17 protein-coding genes are annotated in these 20231 nt (G+C 45.0%); 10 read left to right on the top strand and 7 right to left on the bottom strand.

Features of this window, described 5'->3' with window-relative positions; translation table 11 throughout:
• Window positions 1-191: 191 nt before the first annotated feature.
• Entirely contained in the window at window positions 192-1199 is a 1008-nt protein-coding gene (pspF, locus tag R7F67_RS10235; protein ID WP_017820869.1) for a phage shock protein operon transcriptional activator, read from the bottom strand.
• A 232-nt stretch (window positions 1200-1431) separates the two neighbouring features.
• Here pspF and pspA point away from each other — a divergent pair, with 232 nt between their 5' ends.
• From pspA to R7F67_RS10270, 7 genes are all read left to right on the top strand, one after another.
• Complete coding sequence (gene pspA, locus R7F67_RS10240) at window positions 1432-2103, top strand: phage shock protein PspA (RefSeq protein WP_005378119.1); 672 nt, start codon at window positions 1432-1434, stop codon at window positions 2101-2103.
• Between the two features lie 14 nt (window positions 2104-2117).
• Window positions 2118-2351 (top strand): envelope stress response membrane protein PspB, encoded by a 234-nt coding sequence (gene pspB / locus R7F67_RS10245; RefSeq protein WP_005378117.1) that lies wholly within the window; start codon window positions 2118-2120, stop codon window positions 2349-2351.
• Window positions 2344-2733, top strand: coding sequence for an envelope stress response membrane protein PspC (gene pspC, locus R7F67_RS10250; protein WP_017634673.1), 390 nt, complete (start codon window positions 2344-2346; stop codon window positions 2731-2733). Before pspB ends, pspC begins: the two co-directional genes overlap by 8 nt.
• Window positions 2734-2894: 161 nt before the next feature.
• A complete protein-coding gene (locus tag R7F67_RS10255) occupies window positions 2895-3926 on the top strand; it encodes an efflux RND transporter periplasmic adaptor subunit (protein WP_005378114.1) in 1032 nt (343 codons plus the stop codon).
• Window position 3927: 1 nt separating this feature from the next.
• On the top strand, window positions 3928-5025 hold the full coding sequence (locus R7F67_RS10260) for an efflux RND transporter periplasmic adaptor subunit (RefSeq protein ID WP_005378112.1): 1098 nt from the start codon (window positions 3928-3930) through the stop codon (window positions 5023-5025).
• Window positions 5022-8132 (top strand): efflux RND transporter permease subunit VmeI, encoded by a 3111-nt coding sequence (vmeI, locus tag R7F67_RS10265; protein WP_230238176.1) that lies wholly within the window; start codon window positions 5022-5024, stop codon window positions 8130-8132. The genes R7F67_RS10260 and vmeI overlap by 4 nt, the downstream gene beginning before the upstream one ends.
• Before the next feature lie 72 nt (window positions 8133-8204).
• The gene (locus tag R7F67_RS10270) at window positions 8205-8771 is read left to right on the top strand and encodes a DNA-3-methyladenine glycosylase I (protein WP_005378109.1); all 567 of its coding nucleotides are present in this window, start codon (window positions 8205-8207) and stop codon (window positions 8769-8771) included.
• A gap of 24 nt (window positions 8772-8795) precedes the next feature.
• Here R7F67_RS10270 and R7F67_RS10275 read toward each other — a convergent pair whose 3' ends face one another.
• The 4 genes from R7F67_RS10275 to cls form a co-directional block, all read right to left on the bottom strand.
• Complete coding sequence (locus tag R7F67_RS10275; protein WP_064376947.1) at window positions 8796-9656, bottom strand: lipase secretion chaperone; 861 nt, start codon at window positions 9654-9656, stop codon at window positions 8796-8798.
• A 12-nt stretch (window positions 9657-9668) separates the two neighbouring features.
• Window positions 9669-10574 (bottom strand): esterase/lipase family protein, encoded by a 906-nt coding sequence (locus tag R7F67_RS10280; RefSeq protein ID WP_017820863.1) that lies wholly within the window; start codon window positions 10572-10574, stop codon window positions 9669-9671.
• Between the two features lie 248 nt (window positions 10575-10822).
• Window positions 10823-12028: a cystathionine beta-lyase gene (locus R7F67_RS10285; protein ID WP_205390807.1), complete on the bottom strand. Its 1206-nt coding sequence runs from the start codon at window positions 12026-12028 to the stop codon at window positions 10823-10825.
• A gap of 211 nt (window positions 12029-12239) precedes the next feature.
• A complete protein-coding gene (cls, locus tag R7F67_RS10290) occupies window positions 12240-13694 on the bottom strand; it encodes a cardiolipin synthase (RefSeq protein WP_005378105.1) in 1455 nt (484 codons plus the stop codon).
• Between the two features lie 430 nt (window positions 13695-14124).
• Here cls and R7F67_RS10295 point away from each other — a divergent pair, with 430 nt between their 5' ends.
• The 3 genes from R7F67_RS10295 to R7F67_RS10305 all read left to right on the top strand — a co-directional run bounded on the left by R7F67_RS10295 (window position 14125) and on the right by R7F67_RS10305 (window position 17233).
• Entirely contained in the window at window positions 14125-15495 is a 1371-nt protein-coding gene (locus R7F67_RS10295; protein ID WP_042522154.1) for a sodium-dependent transporter, read from the top strand.
• 81 nt (window positions 15496-15576) lie between these two features.
• Window positions 15577-16269, top strand: a complete 693-nt coding sequence (locus tag R7F67_RS10300) for a TIGR01621 family pseudouridine synthase (RefSeq protein WP_025766861.1) — start codon at window positions 15577-15579, stop codon at window positions 16267-16269.
• A 31-nt stretch (window positions 16270-16300) separates the two neighbouring features.
• Window positions 16301-17233, top strand: a complete 933-nt coding sequence (locus tag R7F67_RS10305) for a class I SAM-dependent methyltransferase (protein ID WP_318057168.1) — start codon at window positions 16301-16303, stop codon at window positions 17231-17233.
• Between the two features lie 90 nt (window positions 17234-17323).
• Here R7F67_RS10305 and R7F67_RS10310 read toward each other — a convergent pair whose 3' ends face one another.
• Both R7F67_RS10310 and hcp read right to left on the bottom strand, forming a co-directional pair.
• Complete coding sequence (locus R7F67_RS10310) at window positions 17324-18379, bottom strand: hybrid-cluster NAD(P)-dependent oxidoreductase (protein WP_318057169.1); 1056 nt, start codon at window positions 18377-18379, stop codon at window positions 17324-17326.
• Window positions 18380-18459: 80 nt separating this feature from the next.
• On the bottom strand, window positions 18460-20121 hold the full coding sequence (hcp, locus tag R7F67_RS10315) for a hydroxylamine reductase (RefSeq protein WP_025766858.1): 1662 nt from the start codon (window positions 20119-20121) through the stop codon (window positions 18460-18462).
• Window positions 20122-20231: the final 110 nt, after the last annotated feature.

Below are 20231 nucleotides of genomic sequence, written 5' to 3' on the forward strand. Positions count from 1 at the left end.
ATTGGATCTTGCTCGTTTCGTTTGATCTTACTCTTTCAAAGCTAACAAGCGAAAATGATCTCGCTAATTTATCACCTTTGTGAACTCGCTCCAAACATAAAATCCATACACTGTAAGGTGTTATGCCATAAATGCATGCGAATTAGAGCGCAGTCACGAGCTCGTGTATTGATTGAGTACTCTCGGTCAAGTTAGCTTTGTCCGACCAAACCATATTTTCTAACCATCCCTCGTAATTGGTGATAGCTCAAGCCAAGTAGCTCGGCTGCTTGACGTTGATTAAACTTGGCTTCTTCCAATGCACGATTGAGTAAATGGATATCTTGTTCCTCTTGCCATTGTTTATAGTCTAGAGGGAATTGGATGGTGTTGCTTGATGCTTCCTCTTCTTGTTGTTCTGCTTGTTTTGCACTATGGCCAAGCGCGCTGTGCCAAACCGTTTCAAAAGGATTGAAAACCAGTTCATCAATTGGGTGAGCATTCAGACCATGTTGGTAAATCGCACGTTCAATCACGTTTTTTAGTTCGCGGACGTTACCGGGCCATTCATATTCAATAAGCGACTGCTGCGCTTTTGGGGTAAAACCGACAAAGTATTCCAGTTGCAGTTCACGACACATTTTCATCGCGTAGTGCTCTGCTAAAGAGAGAATGTCTTCTTTGCGCTCGCGAAGAGGCGGTAACATAATGACATCGAAGGCTAGCCTGTCGAGCAGATCTGCACGAAAATCACCTTGCTCTGCCAATTTTGGTAGGTCGGCATTGGTTGCACAAACAAGTCGAACATCCGCATTGAGAGCGGTATGACCGCCAACTCGCTCATATTCACCATATTCGATGACGCGTAATAGCTTTTCTTGAACTAAAAGTGGTGCGGTCGCCAGCTCGTCAAGAAACAAAGTACCGCCCTCGGCACGCTCGAAACGCCCTTTATGCTTACCTTTAGAGCCTGTGAAGGAGCCGGATTCATGTCCAAACAATTCGGAATCTATTAGCCCTTCGCTTAATGTCGCACAGTTGAGTGATAGTAGTGGTTTATCCCAACGTCTTGATAAATAATGCAAACGCTGAGCGATGAGTTCTTTACCCGTACCTCGTTCACCAATGATGAGGACAGGGCGCTCAATGGGTGCAAGTTGTGATACTTTATCTAGTACAGCGAGAAAAGCAGGTGATTCACCAATCAGGTTTTGCTTCATAAAGTCCTTCTTATTTAACAGCCGAGCCATGATTTAGAGATAGAGTTGGTAAATTTCACCAACAGTTGGTGAAAAACATCATAGCACAATAGTGTGTAACGACAACAAAATGAATAACACTCTGATTTAAAAGAAAATTATAAGTTGGCACGTTACTTGTTATATATTCAGGGAGACACAAGGTTAATCACCACCTTGTCGAGTTTTAATAGGAAAAAAGAGGAGTTCCGTTATGGGTATTTTTTCTCGATTTGCAGATATCGTTAACTCAAACATCAGTGCATTACTGGACAAGGCGGAAGATCCTGAAAAAATGATCCGTCTTATCATTCAAGAAATGGAAGACACACTTGTTGAAGTGCGTACTAACTCGGCTAAAGCGATTGCAGACAAGAAAGAGTTGGCTCGTAAGGTTGAAACGTTAGAAGAGCAAATTGGCGAATGGGGCCAAAAAGCGAGCTTAGCATTAGTTAAAGAGCGTGAAGATCTAGCTCGTGCAGCGTTAATTGAAAAGCAAAAGCTAGAGCAAGTGATTAAAGGCCTCCACACTGAGCAAACCTTAGTGGAAGAAACGATCGATAAGCTTACTGGCGAGATTGGTAAGTTGGAAAGCAAAATTGCTGAAACGCGCGCAAAACAGCAAGCACTAGCAATTCGTAACCAAACTGCATCTAACCGTCGTGATGTGCAAAAACACCTGCACACTAGCCGTACTAATGAAGCGATGGCGAAATTCGAGCAATACTCACGTAAAGTGGATGAAATGGAAGCGGAAGCAGACCTGTATGCTCAAACCGGTAATGCTAAATCGCTAGAACAAGAGTTTGCAGAGTTGCAGGCACAAGACGAAATTGAAAAAGAGTTGGCAAAACTGAAAGAACAGATGTCATCGAAAGATAAATAAGAAAGGAGCCATTTATGTCGGCATTTTTTATAGCAGGACCAGTGATTGTCTTTTTAATCTTTGTCGCTCCACTATGGCTCTTCTTACACTATCGCAGCAAACGCAAAACAGATAGTGCACTGTCGAGCCAGGATTTAGAGCGCCTTCAGGTACTATCTGAAAAAGCAGAAGCGATGCAGTCCCGAGTTGATACATTGGAGCGCATCTTGGATGCTGAGTCACCAACATGGAGACGCAAGTATGAATAATCGAGAACTGTATCGTGATCCAGTAAATGGCAAAATCTCCGGTGTTTGCGCCGGTATTGCCAACTACTTTGGTGCAGAAGTTTGGTTGATTCGTATTGTAGTGATTTCTGCAGCGCTGTTAGGTGGTACGTTTTTGGTATTGTTAGCGTACGTCGCGATGGCGTTTATGTTAGAAAAGCAACCAGTAACGTATTCTGAAAATATCAGAGCGCAGCAAGAGCATACGCTCAAAAGTAAGCCTTGGCAGAAAGGGCAAAGCCCTGATCAACTGCTCAGTGTGTTGGAAAGGGATTTTGACCGTCTTGATGGCAAAATTCGTAACATGGAAGCTTATGTTACGTCTGATACATATAGGGTGAACAGAGAATTCAGTAAGCTTTAGGCATTTTGTATCCAAAGAAGATTTAACTGAAGCAGGCATAAAGCCTGCTTTTTTATCACAAATTACTAATTTTAAAGCACTATTAATCTTTTCTGCTCTGGAAGTTCGTTCAAAATTCATCTACTTTAAAAATAATCCCCCAATTTTTATGGATGAATGTAATGAGAAAATTGCTCATTCCTATTGCCATCTCGGCTGTCTTGTCGGGGTGCGGTAAAGAACTTCCTCCTGTTCCTGAACCTGAATCGCGCCCTGCGAAGCTATTTACAGTATCTGTTGGCAATGCCCAGTTTGAGCGACATTTTCCTGCCACGACGGAAGCTGGCGATAGAGCAGTACTGACATTTCGAGTTCCTGGGCTTCTTCAAACGATAGAAGTGAATGAAGGTCAAGTCGTCAGTAAAGGTGATGTTTTGGCGTCATTAAACCCAGATGAATATTCTCTGCTCGAACAGCAAGCTCGGGCAAATTTTTTGCTCGCAGATGTGCAATACAAGCGATACCAAAAGCTACGTAAAGACCAAGTAGTATCTGAGCAAGATTTTGATGAGGCAAAAGCGAACCACAACTCGGCAAAAGCTCAATGGAATCAAGCAAAGGCAAACTTAAGGTATACCAAACTTGTCGCGCCATATGATGGAACTATTTCGTACATTCCAGCAGAAAACCATGAATATGTTGCCGCGAAAGAAGGGGTGATGAATATTCAGTCCAACCAACTCCTCAAAGTGATATTCCAAATCCCAGACTATCTTCTAAATCGTTACACGCAGGGGAGCGATGTCTCTGCCAGAATGATATTTGATGCGTTCCCCGAGCGAGCCTTTGACTTAACCTTTCAGGAAATCGATACAGAAGCCGACCCTAAAACGGGCAGTTACAAAGTCACGATGGTCATGGAGCGGCCAGCAGAAATTGGCCTTTTGCCGGGAATGTCTGGCAATGCTTACCTCCTGTCCAAAAGTGCAGGAGCGACAAAGATTCCTAACTCCGCGTTGCTAGAAGAAAACGGCAAAACATACGTTTGGCGTGTCGATGAGCAAGGCATTGTATCCAAAGCCGCAATTGAGATGAATGACAAAAATCAAGTGTTAGCCGGGCTTAACGATGGCGACCAAATCATTATCTCGGGTGTCAGTGTAATTGAACCCGGAATTAAGGTAAGAGCGTGGATTAAGGAAAGAGGGTTGTAATATGAAAGGAATCATCTCTCTAGCGACTTTACTTTCAACGCTTTTTCTCGTTGGCTGTGGGGATAAGGCGCCAGAAAAAGAGCTCGAAACGCCACGAGTTAGAGTTACGTCATTAGCGGGAAACAAGGTGGATGACAACTTGTACTTCCCTGCGGTTGCGAATGCAGCGGATCGCTCTCATTTGAGCTTCAGAGTGGCAGGAGAAGTCAGCCGCATCATGGTAAAAGAGGGCGACAAAGTCACGAAGGGTGATGTTATTGCAACGCTAGATCCCACTGACTATGAGTTGGATGTAGATAATGCGAGTGCGCGTTTTTCTGTTGTCGACAGTCAGTATCGCCGCTCACGCCCTTTGGTTGATAAAGGCCTATTAGCTAAGTCTCAGTTTGATGAAATTGCAGCACAACGACAAATCGCCTTAGCTGAGCTTCAGTTAGCCAAACTTCGTCTATCATTTACTGCCTTAAAAGCGCCCGTGGATGGGATTATTTCGCGAGTTAATATCGACCAATTCGAAAATGTTCAAGTCGGACAGCATATCGTTAATATTCACAGCTTGGAGCGAGTCGAAGTGTTGATTCAGCTTCCTGACCGCCTCTATGTGAACCAACCGCCAACGGAAGAAAGGCTTACCGCGATCAAAGCATTAGTGCGCGTGCCCAGTGGTAATGAATATAACGCGACGGTAAAAGAATTTACGACTGAGCCCGATCCAACAACAGGTACGTTTACTGTCACACTGTCGCTTCCTATGCCGGAAGAAGAGTACATCCTAGATGGTATGGCTGTTGAGGTAACTTCTAAAGACGAGAATGTTGGGCTTGATCTCAACCTAGGAATTAATGTCCCTATCGAAGCCATTTTCAATGCGGACGGTGACGAGCTGGGGCGCGAAAACAAATTTGTTTGGGTACTGAATGACGACAATACGGTATCGCGCAAACAGGTGCGAGCAGGTAAGGCATCTAAAACGTCCATTCAAATCCTTGATGGTCTCATGCTCAAAGACAAAGTTGTGATTGCCGGTGTTTCTCGATTAAGGGATGGCATGAAAGTGGAAGTGATACAGGAAATGGCTACGCAGGAGGCCGGTCTATGAGCGATCTTAATAAATCAGTGCCTCAAAGTGATGATGATGTGACCGGTATTGCTGCGTACTTCATCCGAAATCGCGTCATCAGTTGGATGGTTGCACTGATATTTTTGATTGGTGGTATCGCCGCATTCTTTGGTTTAGGGCGTCTTGAGGACCCTGCTTTTACTATTAAAGATGCGATGGTAGTGACCTCTTACCCTGGTGCGACACCGCAACAAGTCGAAGAAGAAGTGACGTATCCAATCGAAAAATCGATTCAGCAGCTTACTTATGTTGATGAAGTGAATTCGATTTCTAGCCGAGGATTATCGCAAATCACGGTCACGATGAAGAACAATTATGGCCCTGATGATCTACCACAAATTTGGGATGAGTTGCGCCGTAAAGTGAACGACCTTAAAGGGACGTTGCCTCCAGGTGTGAATGAACCTCAAGTGATCGATGATTTTGGTGATGTTTACGGGATTTTGTTAGCGGTGACTGGCGACGGTTATAGCTATAAAGAGCTACTGGATTACGTCGATTACTTACGCCGAGAGCTCGAACTGGTTGATGGCGTGAGTAAAGTTTCGGTATCTGGGCAACAGCAAGAGCAAGTGTTCATCGAAGTATCGATGAAAAAATTGAGCAGTATAGGTCTTGCTCCGGATACCGTGTTTAATCTTCTTTCGACGCAAAACGTAGTTTCTGACGCAGGAGCGATCAGAATTGGTGATGAGTACATCAGAATTCAGCCGACTGGCGAGTTCCAGAGTGTGGATGAGCTAGGCGATTTGTTGATTACTGAGTCGGGTGCTCAGGGGCTCATCTTCTTGAAAGATGTGGCGGAAATAAAACGTGGTTACGTAGAAGTCCCGAATAATATTATTAATTTTAACGGCAGCCTCGCACTAAACGTGGGTGTTTCTTTTGCTGAAGGCGTCAACGTCGTTGAAGTCGGAAAAGCGTTTGATCATCGCCTTGGAGAGCTAAAGTACCAACAACCTGTTGGTATCGAAATCTCGGAAATTTACAGTCAGCCTAAAGAGGTGGATAAATCGGTTAGCGGTTTTGTTGTCAGCTTGGCTCAAGCTGTCGGTATCGTCATTATCGTACTTCTGTTCTTTATGGGGCTACGTTCAGGTCTGCTTATCGGTTTAATTTTACTGCTGACGGTGTTGGGTACGTTCATTTTCATGAAGTATCTCGCGATAGATTTGCAGCGGATTTCATTAGGTGCCTTGGTTATCGCGTTAGGTATGTTGGTGGACAATGCAATCGTCGTGGTTGAGGGGATTTTGATTGGTACGCAAAAAGGGCGAACTCGACTCCAAGCGGCGACTGACATCGTTACCCAAACCAAGTGGCCATTACTTGGGGCAACTGTGATTGCTGTAACTGCATTTGCGCCCATTGGACTGTCTGAAGACTCGACGGGTGAATACTGTGGCACTTTGTTTACGGTTCTGCTGATCTCATTGATGTTGAGTTGGTTTACCGCTATCTCGTTGACACCGTTCTTTGCTGACATCTTCTTTAAAGGCCAGAAGATTAAACAAGGTGAAGGGGAAGAAAATGATCCATATAACGGGGTTATTTTCGTTATTTATAAAAAGTTTCTTCAGTTTTGTATGCGTCGTGCTTGGTTTACCGTTGTGGTGCTGATTGCGGGATTAGCGGCAAGTGTTTACGGGTTCACCTTTGTGAAGCAAGCGTTTTTCCCATCTTCGACAACGCCGATTTTTCAGTTAGATGTATGGATGCCAGAAGGAACTGATATTCGAGCAACCAACACAACGCTTAAAGAGTTAGAAAGTTGGTTAGCTAAGCAAGAGCATGTTGACCATATCACGACGACCGCGGGTAAAGGCTTACAGCGCTTCATGTTAACGTACGCGCCAGAGAAAAGTTATGCGGCTTATGGTGAGATAACCACTCGTATGGAAAACTACGAAGCGTTAAAACCATTAATGGCGAAGTTTCGAGAGTATTTAAAAGCCAACTACCCAGAAATCAATTACAAGCTCAAACAGATTGAGTTAGGCCCTGGTGGTGGTGCAAAAATTGAAGCGCGCATTATTGGTTCAGATCCAACCGTCCTTCGTACGATAGCCGCTCAGGTCAAGGACATCATGTACGCCGATCCTCAGGCAACAAATATCAGGCATGATTGGCGTGAACGAACCCAAGTTCTTGAACCTCAGTTTAACGAGAGTCAGGCACGTCGCTATGGCATTACAAAATCAGATGTCGATGACTTCTTGTCCATGTCATTCTCTGGAATGACGATAGGTCTTTACCGAGACGGCACTACGCTCATGCCTATCGTGGCTCGCTTACCTGAAGATGAACGCATTGATATTCGTAACATCGAAGGCATGAAAATATGGAGTCCAGCACAGAGTGAGTTTATCCCACTTCAACAAGTCACAATGGGTTACGACATGCGTTGGGAGGATCCTATTATTGTGCGTAAGAACCGTAAGCGTATGCTCACTGTGATGGCAGACCCAGATATTCTAGGTGAAGAAACCGCATCGACGTTGCAAAAACGCTTACAGCCCCAAATCGAAGCGATTCAATTACCACCAGGTTATTCCTTAGAGTGGGGTGGTGAATACGAATCTTCAGGTGATGCTCAAGAGTCACTGTTTACTACTATGCCAATGGGGTACTTGTTCATGTTCTTGATCACTGTATTCCTATTTAACTCTATCAAAGAGCCACTCATTGTTTGGCTTACCGTGCCGCTGGCGTTAATTGGTGTCACCACTGGTTTGTTGGCACTCAACACGCCGTTTGGTTTTATGGCATTGCTCGGCTTCTTAAGCTTATCGGGAATGGTGCTCAAAAATGGCATCGTATTACTGGACCAAATTGAAATTGAAATGAAGTCCGGTAAAGAGGCTTATGACGCGGTCGTTGATGCTGCGGTAAGTCGCGTCCGTCCCGTTTGTATGGCTGCTATCACGACGATCCTTGGTATGATCCCACTGTTGCCAGATATTTTCTTCAAACCAATGGCGGTTACGATTATGTTTGGTTTGGGTTTTGCGACAGTCCTGACACTGATTGTCGTGCCAGTGTTGTATCGTTTGTTCCATAAAGTGGCAGTACCGAAACAGGCTTAGTGCTACTGATATAACGATGAAAAATATCGCGCCTCTAGCTCATCAGTTAGAGGCGCTTTTTAAGGAAGAATAATGACAGAACAAAAAACGTGTGCGTGGGCGATGAATCACCCATTAGAACGCGAATATCATGATTCCGAATGGGGCGTGCCAGTATATGACGACCAAGTCCTGTTTGAATTTATTACTTTGGAAGGTGCGCAAGCTGGGCTTAGCTGGATCACCATCCTTAAAAAACGCGAAGGTTACAGAGAAGCGTTCGAGAACTACGACCTAGATGCGTTGGAACAAAGAAATGAAGAACGCGCTGAATACATCGTGGAAAACTTCGATGTTGTGAGACATCGCGGAAAGATTAACTCGGTATTTAGTAATGCCAAAGCGGCCAAAGCGTTAATTGCTGAATACGGGAGTTTATCAGACGCGTTGTGGCAGTTCGTGGACGGTGAACCAATCGTCAATCAATGGCAACATATGAGTGACGTACCAGCTTCGACAGAGCAATCCAAAGCCATGAGTAAATTCCTAAAAAAGAAAGGCTTCAAGTTTGTCGGTGAAACCATCTGTTATGCTTTCATGCAAGCCGTCGGCATGGTGGATGACCATATCGTTGGATGTCCTAAAAAGCAGAATAAGTGACGTTTGGCTATTAAGCTAATGTTGTTAGTTCTGGCTATCATGAATACGTTCCAAAGCTTCGATTCGACGCCATTGAGTGGCATCGAAGCTTTGTTTTCTTAAAGCAATGATTTCTGCCTGTTTTTCGTCTTGCCCTAGAAAATCCCTATTCAGAATATTTTGACGCTGCTTTAAGTAAGTGGCGAGTTGAGTCTTAAATGATGCTCTTTGCTCATCAAGCTTTTGCAGCCTCTGCGCTCCGGCATCTCCTACCAGAGCAACACGGGCGATGTACATGTCTTGTGAATCAAGCTGAGAAGCTTGCTCGAGCTGCTCTGCTAATGCGTTATTGCGTTCACTTTCTCGTATGTAATCCGGTTGTTCTGATAACGCTTGATTGAGAAGGTGGGTCTGACTCTCGATATCCGATGCCTGTGTTTTAATCGTCAGTTTTTCCAATGCAAGTTGGCGAAGTCGGTTTTCTTCGTCAAACAATTGGGTTATCTGCACCTCGTTAAAGTATTGAAGCTGTAAGTTCAGTATTGCTTCATTCAGCATGGTTAACTGTTCAAGCGTTAGGTGGTTGTGCTCAAAAGGCTCTAATGCAGAGAGTGCTTGCTTGTAGGAAAGGTAGGTTTGAAAAAGTTTGGCATCAATATTCAGAGTTTGCTTTGCTAAAGTGTCATCATTGACTTCCGCTTTGATCGTATCGAGATCTTCTTCGCCCAGCCGGCTAAGAGAATATTCGAAGAAATCTTTTGGGGAAGAGACATCGGCGGCTATATCTTGCTGAGATGGCGAATGGTTAGAGGTTATCTCTTGTTGTTTGTCGCTTTGCAACAGAGAAAGCGCTCCCACGCCAAATATCGAGAGCAGGATAAAAGTGGTGAGAGCGACTTTCTTCATTGTGATGACCTCTTATAAACCTTGAAGTTTGAGACGATTTGCATGTTGGCGATAAAGCGTGACTGGATCGGTTTCAAAAAGATGATGAATACCGAGTAGGCCGTTAATTTCATCCAAATGGTTCATTTGATAATCATCACGTATGACTTTGCCCAAATGTGTGCTGCACGCACCAACTAAGCCATCATTTGGCCCATCAAAGGCTAAGCCAAGTACCATCATGGCAGCGTCAGTCGGATCGAAAACGTTTGTAAAAGTGGATGATCCGGTCCATGAGTAGTAATAAACGCCATTTGAAGCCAGCAAGTCACCATTACCACATTCACTGGTAGGGACTCCCTCAGGGTAGTGTTGGTTAAACGCTAATGATCCTTCCGTGGTTAATGCTGCTAATGAGGCCAAAGGGTCTTGGTCGAGATCAGAACCACCTGATAGAAGATTAATAAGAGTGGTTAAACCTTGCGCCAGTTTTACCGCGAGCTGCTCACTACCCGAACCCTCAGATACGGTGCCACGAACTAAATCGGCTACTTTAGACCCTTTATTAACGCCTCCTATACTCGTAACTGATGCGACTAGGTCAGGACGGACAGAGGCAACATAGCGCGTTGTTGGACCACCATGACTGTGACCAATGAGATTGACTTTCTCTGCGCCTGTTGCTGCAAGTAAGGTTTCTACTTGAGCAAGCAGTTGCTCCCCTCGAACTTCGCTGCTATTGGTCGCGGATACCTGTGCAACATAAACCGTAGCGCCATCTTTTGTTAAGGAATGTGGTATTCCGAAAAAGTAATCAACGCCTGCCAGGGTATCAAAACCAAACAAACCGTGAACCAGAACAATCGGATACTTGGTTTGGGTATAACCTGTTGCAGCGTATACGGAGGTTATTGGGACGGTAACTAAGGTAAAAAGCATTAGCGCTATAAATTTGAGTTTCAAAACTATCTCCTTGTGGTATGACCTCTTATGAGTGATAAAAAGTAGGAGAGAAACTCTAAATTTGGAAAGCCTATTTGTGGCACATTATTTCATTCTGTGACTGCTCAATTGAAAAACAACACAAATGATTAACATTAATTAATGGCTCGGGTGAATGTTAGTTAATTCTAATTAAGTCAGGGGTTTATAAAAACGCCCCGCAATGCAGGGCGATTCAATCATTGTTATAGGGAGGCTTCTTTTTCAAGCATTAAGGCGTAATAACGCGCAAAACCAGCCTCTAAATCAGCGATCAAGTCATTCACGTCTTCTAAGCCAATATGAATACGAACCAAAGTACCTTCAAAGTGTGGGTGAGCTATGGTTCTCAGGCTGTTAAAGCTCTTAGGTTCGTTAGCTAGAATGAGGCTTTCATAACCGCCCCAAGAGTAACCCATACTGAAGTGTTTCATGCCATCAAGCAGAGCCGTCGTCGCTTTTGGATAAGACGTTTTGAGAACAAATGAAAACAAGCCGTTTCCACCTGTGAAGTCTCGTTTGAAAAACTCATGGCCAGGATTTGTTTCTAAAGCTGGATGGCGGACATGATCAACTTCTGGGCGAGAAGCGAGCCACTGAGCGACTTTTAAACTGCTTTCTGCGTGCTGTCTTAGGCGAACATCCAACGTGCGAATACCTCGAAGACCTAGGTATGCGTCGTCAGGAGAAACGCACTGACCCATCAGGTAGCTTTGTTCACGAAGCTGATCCCAATACTTTTCAGAAGCCACAGCAGTACCTAGCATGACATCTGAATGTCCAACGATATACTTAGTTGCCGCTTGAATGGAAATGTCTACGCCATGCTCGAAAGGAGAGAAGTTCACGCCAGCTCCCCATGTGTTGTCTAGCATCACGATGATATCTTGCTCGTGGGCAATGCGCGCTAATGTAGGCACATCTTGGACTTCCATGGTTATTGAACCAGGAGACTCCAAGAAAAGGACTTTGGTATTCGGCTGAATCAAGTCTCGGATACCTTCACCGATCATTGGGTCATAATAGGTGGTTTCGATGCCCATTTTCTTCATGATGGTGTTACAAAAGTCACGAGTTGGTTCGTAACAAGTGTCCACCATTAGAATGTGATCGCCAGTTTCAACGAAAGAGAGGATGGTGTTTGAAATTGCTGCCGTTCCACAAGGGTAAAGCGCGCAACCAGCTCCACCTTCAATCTCAACCATTGCGTCTTGGAAAGCAAAGTGCGTGTTGGTGCCTCGGCGACCATAAAACAACGTTTTGTTTGCACGATTAATGGTGGCTTGGTTCTTTTCTGCAACGGTATTGAATACCACAGTTGAAGCGCGTTGAACGGGTGGGTTTACAACACCATTTGTCCACTTTTTATCGCGGCCAGCGGTAATGAGTTTGGTTTTTTTTCCCTCTGACATAAAAGTTCCCTGTCTTAAATATTGCGGTTTTGAATATTTAAAACATGGACGACGTAGGTTATGCAAGGGAAAAGTCAACTATCAGCCAATAACAGCCAAGATGAACAGGTAATGATGTCGAGAGGTATCGTGTACATAGGGAGCTAAAAGAACAAACCTCCAGCAGGATGCATGTAGCGCTGGAGGTTTTTTAGTCGGTGTATTTGAGGTATTAGAGGAGTGGGTTGAAGAGATAGAACACTCGCTCTAAGAACCGAGAAAATAGGCTCCTTTTCTCCCATTCTTCCAATACAACAGTGTGAGATTGCTTAATATAGCTATCTTGTAACCAAGACATTTGCTTGGTGAACTCTTCGTCATCAACGGCGAGGGTCACTTCGAAGTTCAGCCACAAGCTGCGCATATCCATGTTTACGGTGCCAACTAAACAGAATTGGTCGTCAATTACGACAGATTTTGTATGCAGCAAACCACCATAAAACTCATAAATCTTGACCCCTGCACTCAAGAGCTCACTATAAAAAGCGCGTGACGCCCATTGCACCATCATAGAGTCATTTTTATGGGGAATAATGAGTTCAACGTCAATGCCTCGTTGTGCTGTCATCTTTAACGTTTCGAGTAAATCAGCATTGGGCACGAAATATGGTGTTGTGATTCGTACCGAGCGATTGGCTTGGTTTATTGCCAATGTTAATACTTGATAGATCAGATATTCCGGCATACCTGGGCCAGAAGGCACAACCTGAATAGGGTGTTGGAATTCACTCTCATCGATTTTACATTCAGGTAGTCTCGGTAAATGGCGTTCGCCAGTTTCGACTTCCCAATCCCAACAGTGGATGGCACTCAATACGTTTACCGTTGGTCCCGTAATGCGAACCATGATGTCCACCCAATGCCCGACGCCACTGTTTTGCTTGAAGTAAGCCGGGTCAACCAGGTTCATTGAACCGGTATAAGCAATTTCATCATCAATTACGATGATCTTGCGATGTTGGCGAAGATCAAGACGACGTAAGAAAATACGCCACATCTTCACTTCTAGCGCTTGAATAACTTCAATTCCAGCATCCTGCATCATTCGATACCAAGGACTTCTGAAAAAACGTGGACTACCTGCTGAATCGAGCAATAGTTTGACATCTACGCCGCGTTTAGCCGCTTGGATAAGTGCAGAAGCGACAGAGTCAGCCAAACCACCCGGATGCCAAATGTAGAATACCATTCGAATACTGCTCTGCGCGTTTTCGATGTCTTCAATAATGGAATGCAAAATCTCATTAGGTGACTGTTGCAGCGACAATGTATTACCGCTCAATGCGGGAAGACCAAGGCGGTTGTTACAAAGTTCATCAATTCGGTAGATGTGCCTTCCCATCGTTTCTGGGTTGTGCGCGTTACAGTCGTTAAGCTGACTGAACCATTTCTCGAATGGTGTAAACATCTCTTTCGCACGTTCGGCTCGTTTTCTGCCTAAGTTCAGTTCACCGAAGAGGAAATAACATGCGACACCCAGAACGGGAAGGATATAAATGATCATTAGCCAAGCTAAAGACACGCTCACTGCACGGCGCTTTAAAACGACACGAATGGTCACACCTGCGACCAGTAACCAATATAGCCCGATGCCAGCTAAAGTAAGAAAGTGATAAAACTTGTCCATATACGCTCAGAGTAATATGCCCTTCTAGGATATTAAGCATAAAAGTGGGTTGGGGGAATAGATTTCCCATTTAGACGTGGGATTGACCTTATATGAGGAACGAATTTCATAACAGCTGATTCTGTTATTTTAATGTGAAAAATAAGGCCATTCTTTAACTTTTGAACAAAAAAGCAGCATTTAACCTGCGTAACTCGACACTTGTGCGATAAATGTACTTTTTTGGGGTTCCAATTTTAAAGGGGAGCTGCTTTACTTTCTAGACATAGTGCGTCGAACGCTTATTTTATAAGTGTACAATAATTTTTACATAAACTTTTTAGACGCCTATCTCTATGCATACACAACAAACTAATTTTGGAGAAAAAGCGTGGCTACAACTAATACAGCAGCATCACGTGATACGTGGGGGTCTAAACTAGGCTTCGTAATGGCAGCAGCGGGTTCCGCTGTCGGTTTAGGCAATATATGGAAATTCCCTTACACAGCAGGTGAGAGTGGCGGCGGTGCATTCGTTGCTATCTATCTTATCTTTGTAATTTTTATCGGCTTTAGCGTGATGCTGACAGAGTTCGCTATTGGTCGTAAGACAGGTCTTTCTGCCGTAGGTGCATTCAAAACAACTGACCGACGCTGGACGTTCACTGGCGTTATGGGAGTCTTCAGTGGTCTTTTGATCATGGGCTTCTACCCAGTGGTTGGTGGTTGGGCATTGGCCTACATCTTTAAAGTGGGCGGTGGTCTACTCAGCGCGCCAGAAGCAATTGGCGACAGCTTTGGCGGTTTCATCTCAGATCCGATTCAACCTTTAATGTGGATGGGTGTTTACCTGTTCCTTAACGTCATGATCGTGATGAAAGGGATTTCGGGTGGTATTGAGAAAGCCGGTAAGGTTCTGATGCCGCTTCTGTTCTTAATCCTAATCGTTGTTTCTGTTAAAGGCTTGATGCTGCCAGGTGCAATGGCTGGCCTTGAGTTCTTATTCATGCCGGACTTTTCTAAAGTCGACAGCAACGTAGTTCTTGCTGCACTAGGGCAGGCGTTCTTCTCACTTAGCTTAGGTATGGGTTGTATGATGACGTACGGTTCTTACCTGAAGAAGAAAGAGAACCTAGTTCAAACAACCGGTATGGTTACTGCGATGGATACAGGTGTCGCGATTCTTGCTGGTGTTGCTATGTTCCCAGCAATGTTTGCCTTTGGCATGGAGCCTGCAGCAGGCCCTGGTCTTGTATTCGTTGTCGTTCCTCAGCTATTTGCTGAAATGGGCGGTGTGATTGGGTTGCTATTCGCGTTGCTATTTTTCATCGGTTTGACGGTGGCGGCATTAACTTCTTCAGTATCACTATTGGAAGTTGTCGTGTCTTACCTAATTGACGAGAAAGGCATGAAGCGCTCGAACGCAGTTCTGTCTGCAAGTGCAGTTATGGCGGCATTATGTATTTTTGCGTCACTATCGTTAGGTGGAATGGGACCAACGCTGTTTGGTACCGGTGCCTTTGATATCTTCGACTTGCTAACGGACAAAATCTTCTTAGCGGTTGGTGGTATGTTGGTTTGTATCTTTGCTGGATGGCGCCTAAGCCGTGCTGAGCTAGAAAAAGAGATCACTAATGACGGCGAAGTATCCTTCCCGCTATTTGGATTGTGGTACAACCTAGTTAAATACCTGATTCCTGTTGCGATTGCTATTGTTGCCTTCATGGGGATTAAGTCTGGCTTTGACAGTGGCAAAGGTGAAATCATGCTGCTGGGTATCGCAATCATTGGTCTTGCTGGCATTTTCTCTAAGAAGCTTTAGCAAAGACCTTAGGGCAAGCCTCGATAGCTTTGTCCGGTAACTTATGTATACTGCTGGCTCCAAACGTGGAGCCAGTTTTTTATGTTCGATATTCTACATACCCATCCCGATTTTCTGATCATCAATAAGCATCCCAACGTCTCTGTTCATAAAGACGATGGCGACACAATGCTGCTGCAAGAAGTGGCTAAGCAGAGTGGTGATGAGCAGCTTTATCTTATCCATCGCTTGGATAAAATGACATCGGGTATTCTGCTCCTCGGACGCAACGCCAAAGCGGCTAGTGCGTTATCGCAAGCTTTTGCTGACCGCCAAGTGGAAAAGTTCTATCTGGCGATTGGCTCTAAAAAGCCGAAAAAGAAACAAGGTTTGGTCGTTGGTGATATGGAGCGTTCGCGCCGTTCATCATGGAAGCTGGTCAACAGCAAAAACAACCCAGCCGTCACCCAGTTTTTCTCTCTTGCGGCAGAGCCCGGAGAGCGCCTATTTTTATGTAAGCCACACACTGGTAAAACGCATCAAATCCGCGTGGCATTAAAATCGGTTGGCTCAGGTATTGTTGGCGACCCGATTTACAATGCAGGCAATGAGGCTGATCGCGGTTATCTGCATGCATTTTCACTTTGCTTCCAATACCGAGATGAGCAATATCGCTTTGTTTGCGACCCACGAGAATACCAAGTGCTGGGTAACAAATGGCTCAGTGAAATAGTCTCTCAGGGTTTGGATACTTGGCTTTCCCCTTGGGAACTGAACTGGCCTACGATCAAATAACCGTCACAAAGAAAACTAATAAGAGAACTCGATGCAAGCATCACAACTTCCGCTGTTCTTTCAGCATCTAGAAACCGAGCTCGCGCAAGCTCCTAACGAAATTCGTCGACTGTTTCATGGTCGTGGCCGTCGTTTTGAGGGCCTAGAGCAAATCACCTGTGATTGGTTACAAGGTCAGGTGATTATCAACTTGTTTAAAGAAGTCGACGACGCGTTTCTCGCTGAGCTGAAAAACGGCCTCAATGCGTTGGCACAATCACCACTGTGGGCAGACAAGCAAGGTCGCACTATGGTTCTTCAGCACCGTTATGCCGATGGTGCGCCTTCAGAAGTGCTTGTCGGTGAATTAGACGCTCGCCCTGTCGTTGAAGAAAGCGGTTTGAAATACCAATTGGATATTGGCCGCAATCAAAACTTCGGTCTGTTTTTGGACATGCGCTACGGTCGTGATTGGGTACGGGAAAATGCGAAGCATAAAAACGTGCTTAACTTGTTTGCTTACACGTGTGGCTTTTCTGTCGCTGCCATTGCGGGTGGCGCAGATAAAGTGGTTAACGTCGACATGGCAAAAGCGTCGCTGTCTAAAGGTCGTGAGAACCACAAGCTAAATGGTCATAACATCAACCAGGTAAGCTTTATGGGGCACGATATCTTTAAATCGTGGGGTAAGATTAAGAAATCTGGTCAGTATGACTTGATTATCATCGATCCGCCTTCATTCCAGAAAGGCAGCTTTGCGCTGACTAAAGATTACAAAAAGATTTTACGTCGGTTGCCGGATTTGTTGGCAGACGGTGGTCAAGTGATGGCATGTGTGAACTCGCCATCTGTGACAAGCGACTTCTTGATTGAAAGCATGAAAGAAGAAGCGCCAGAGTTGACATTCCGTGAGCGTCTGGATAACCCGCCAGAGTTTACGGACGTAGACAGCGAAGCAGCATTGAAAGTGTTGTTGTTTAGCTAAAAGACTTTTGTTGCAACAGAAGTAACATCAAAAAAAGCGCCGCGAAACAACTAGACAGACGTATCGCGGCGCTTTTTTGTATTTGGAAAACTAACCAATCTGCACTTCAAGATCCGCTTCGATGGTTGATGAGCAGGCGAGCACATAGCCTTGTTCAATTTCTTCTGGCGTTAATGTTTCTAGGCTGGTGGAAGAGACGTTGCCTTGACGAACCTTGCATTTGCATGAGCCACAAATGCCGCTACGACAAGCGACGATTAATGGTAAACCTGCGCCTTCGAGCACATCGGCCAGTACCTGACCTTTTTGCGCATCGATGCTTTGAGCAAAATCAGGAACAAAAACGTTAACCGTCTCATCGGAGACCGATGTTTCTGCGCCAGTCGCTGGCGTAAAACTCTCTTGGTAGAAGTTCATCATGTCAAAACCAAGGTCATTCAAATAGCCGTGAACATCTTGCATAAACTGGCTTGGACCACACAGGTAAACGGTGCGCTGTTTGAAATCAGGAACAAGCTCTTTAAGCCAGTCGGCATTCAAACGACCTTGTGGGTGCGATGTTCCTTCTCGGTTTTTCAGCAACAGCTTTAAATGGAAGTTGGGATACACAGCGTCGAACGTTTCTAGCTGGTCGTAGTAAATCGTCTCTTCTGGGCTGCGTGCAATATGAAGAAATGCGATGTCCACATCGTTGTCGTTTTCATCTTGATTACTCAGCCAGTGTTTTGCCATCGAAAATACGGGCGTGACGCCGCAACCTGCACTGATAAGCAAGGCTTTTGTTTCGCCATTACGTAAAACGGGTGGGTGGTCAATGCAGTTAAACTCGCCCGCTGGTGGTAATGCTTGAACGGTATCACCGAGCAGCAGCGAGTCAACGATGTAGTTCGATACTTTACCGCCAGATACTCGTTTGATGGTGAGTTGAAGGTGATCGTCTTCATTGATTGAGCTGATTGAATAGGCACGAAACTCCATTTTTCCATCAATTTCGACGCCTAAGTTAATAAACTGGCCTGGCTTAAACTGAAACAGAAGTGATTCGGTTAGTTCGGCCAATTTTATGCTGACGGTGTCGTGTGTTTCGAAGTATTTGTCGATGCAACGGAGTGTGACGGGTTGGTTACCTTGCCATTCAAAAAACATAACAATCTCTTTGGTTGTGGCTATTTTTAGTTCGAAATAGATAGCGCCTCCACGTAAGGAGGCGCGAACAAGCAGGTTTATTAGGCTGCTAGGATGGCTTTTAGATCATCCTGAACATTGCCAATACTGCGCATATCGAACTTCTCTTGGATGATGGCGATTAGGTTTGGCGTTAGGAATGCCGGTGCAGTGGGGCCTGTGTAAATGCCTTTCACGCCCAATGCAAATAGCGTTAGCAAGATAACGATCGCTTTTTGCTCGAACCAAGAAAGCACAAGCGTGAGTGGCAGTTCATTGATGTCACAGTCAAACTCTTTCGCCAGTGCAAGTGCAAGCTGGATTGCAGAGTAAGCATCGTTACATTGGCCCACATCCAATAGGCGAGGAATGCCGTTGATATCGCCAAACGTATTCTTGTTGAAGCGGAACTTACCACACGCCAAGGTCAGGATTAGCGTGTCTTCTGGTGCTTCAGCCGTAAAATCGGTGTAGTAGCTACGTTCCGCTTTATCGCCGTCACAACCGCCGACTAGGAAGAAGTGCTTGATGTTGCCTTGCTTCACTTGGTCGATAACCGCAGGGGCGGCGTTCATCAGTGCATTTCGACCAAAACCAACCGTGATGTGGTGTTCGATTTCATCGTGTTGGAAACCATCTTGCGCTAGAGCACATTCAATCACTTGGCTAAAATCATCGCCTTCGATGTGAGCCACACCAGGCCAGCCAACAATACTACGAGTGAATAAACGGTCTGCGTATTGACCCACATTTGGATTCAACAAGCAGTTTGACGTCATTACGATTGCGCCAGGGAAGTTTGCGAATTCTTTCTGTTGGTTTTGCCATGCGCTGCCGTAGTTGCCGACAAGGTGAGGATATTTCTTCAGCTCAGGGTAGCCGTGTGCAGGCAGCATTTCACCATTGGTGTAAACGTTAATGCCTTTGCCTTCGGTCTGTTGCAGGATTTTTTCTAGGTCATGCAAATCATGGCCAGAAACAAGAATACATTTACCTTTTACTGGCTTGACGTTCACCGTGGTTGGTTCTGGATGGCCGAAGGTCGTTGTTTCACCTTGGTCGAGCATTTCCATCACTTTGTAGTTCATCAGGCCGATGCGCATTGAGCAATCAAGTAGTTCGCCGAGATCTTCAGGGTCTGTGCCCAACCACGCCATGATTTCATGGTATTCGGCATAGATATCGTTGTTGGTTTGCTCAAGAACACGTGCGTGCTCCATGTACGCGGCTGCACCCTTAAGGCCGTATAGGCAAAGTAGGCGTAGGCCAATCACATCTTCATGTACTTGGTCCTTACCACGGTTAACCGCGACTTGAGGAGCAAAAGCTAAGATTGCTTCTGCGCTATTTGGTAGCTCAAAGTGAGCAACAACAGGGATGTCAGCAACTTCGGTATCGGCGAGTGTTGCAGCAGACATTACTTGCTCTTTTAGCAATGCTTTGTACGTTGCCGCTTGAGAAGTTAGCTCTAGGACACGTTCAGGGTCGAAGTTGACGTTCGTCAATGTAGAGAAAAATGCCTTGGGTGCCCATTGGTTGATTTCATCGTTAATGATGTTGAATTCAAGTGCTTTTGATGCCCAAAAAGAAACCCCTTGCAGTGTGTAAACCAACACGTCTTGAAGGTCAGATACTTCAGAAGTTTTACCACACATACCTTGTGCAAAAGAACAACCTTTAACAGCAGGGGTTTGAATTGTCTGTTCACATTGAATACAGAACATATTGGGTTCTCCAGTGATTGTTTTAATAGTCGTGATGTTGACCACTAGAGAGCAGAATGTGTGCCAATTATTATCTTGTTGATTTGTATTGAATTTTATCAGATTTAGGA

The organism is Vibrio sp. YT-17 (assembly GCF_033337375.1).
GTDB lineage: Bacteria > Pseudomonadota > Gammaproteobacteria > Enterobacterales > Vibrionaceae > Vibrio > Vibrio alginolyticus.

What these genes read in the sequence shown, in the direction of transcription:
- pspF (WP_017820869.1), bottom strand. Translation starts at nt 1,199, where the DNA reads ATGAAGCAAAACCTGATTGGTGAATCACCTGCTTTTCTCGCTGTACTA.
- pspA (WP_005378119.1), top strand. Translation starts at nt 1,432, where the DNA reads ATGGGTATTTTTTCTCGATTTGCAGATATCGTTAACTCAAACATCAGT.
- pspB (WP_005378117.1), top strand. Translation starts at nt 2,118, where the DNA reads ATGTCGGCATTTTTTATAGCAGGACCAGTGATTGTCTTTTTAATCTTT.
- pspC (WP_017634673.1), top strand. Translation starts at nt 2,344, where the DNA reads ATGAATAATCGAGAACTGTATCGTGATCCAGTAAATGGCAAAATCTCC.
- R7F67_RS10255 (WP_005378114.1), top strand. Translation starts at nt 2,895, where the DNA reads ATGAGAAAATTGCTCATTCCTATTGCCATCTCGGCTGTCTTGTCGGGG.
- R7F67_RS10260 (WP_005378112.1), top strand. Translation starts at nt 3,928, where the DNA reads ATGAAAGGAATCATCTCTCTAGCGACTTTACTTTCAACGCTTTTTCTC.
- vmeI (WP_230238176.1), top strand. Translation starts at nt 5,022, where the DNA reads ATGAGCGATCTTAATAAATCAGTGCCTCAAAGTGATGATGATGTGACC.
- R7F67_RS10270 (WP_005378109.1), top strand. Translation starts at nt 8,205, where the DNA reads ATGACAGAACAAAAAACGTGTGCGTGGGCGATGAATCACCCATTAGAA.
- R7F67_RS10275 (WP_064376947.1), bottom strand. Translation starts at nt 9,656, where the DNA reads ATGAAGAAAGTCGCTCTCACCACTTTTATCCTGCTCTCGATATTTGGC.
- R7F67_RS10280 (WP_017820863.1), bottom strand. Translation starts at nt 10,574, where the DNA reads ATGCTTTTTACCTTAGTTACCGTCCCAATAACCTCCGTATACGCTGCA.
- R7F67_RS10285 (WP_205390807.1), bottom strand. Translation starts at nt 12,028, where the DNA reads ATGTCAGAGGGAAAAAAAACCAAACTCATTACCGCTGGCCGCGATAAA.
- cls (WP_005378105.1), bottom strand. Translation starts at nt 13,694, where the DNA reads ATGGACAAGTTTTATCACTTTCTTACTTTAGCTGGCATCGGGCTATAT.
- R7F67_RS10295 (WP_042522154.1), top strand. Translation starts at nt 14,125, where the DNA reads ATGGCAGCAGCGGGTTCCGCTGTCGGTTTAGGCAATATATGGAAATTC.
- R7F67_RS10300 (WP_025766861.1), top strand. Translation starts at nt 15,577, where the DNA reads ATGTTCGATATTCTACATACCCATCCCGATTTTCTGATCATCAATAAG.
- R7F67_RS10305 (WP_318057168.1), top strand. Translation starts at nt 16,301, where the DNA reads ATGCAAGCATCACAACTTCCGCTGTTCTTTCAGCATCTAGAAACCGAG.
- R7F67_RS10310 (WP_318057169.1), bottom strand. Translation starts at nt 18,379, where the DNA reads ATGTTTTTTGAATGGCAAGGTAACCAACCCGTCACACTCCGTTGCATC.
- hcp (WP_025766858.1), bottom strand. Translation starts at nt 20,121, where the DNA reads ATGTTCTGTATTCAATGTGAACAGACAATTCAAACCCCTGCTGTTAAA.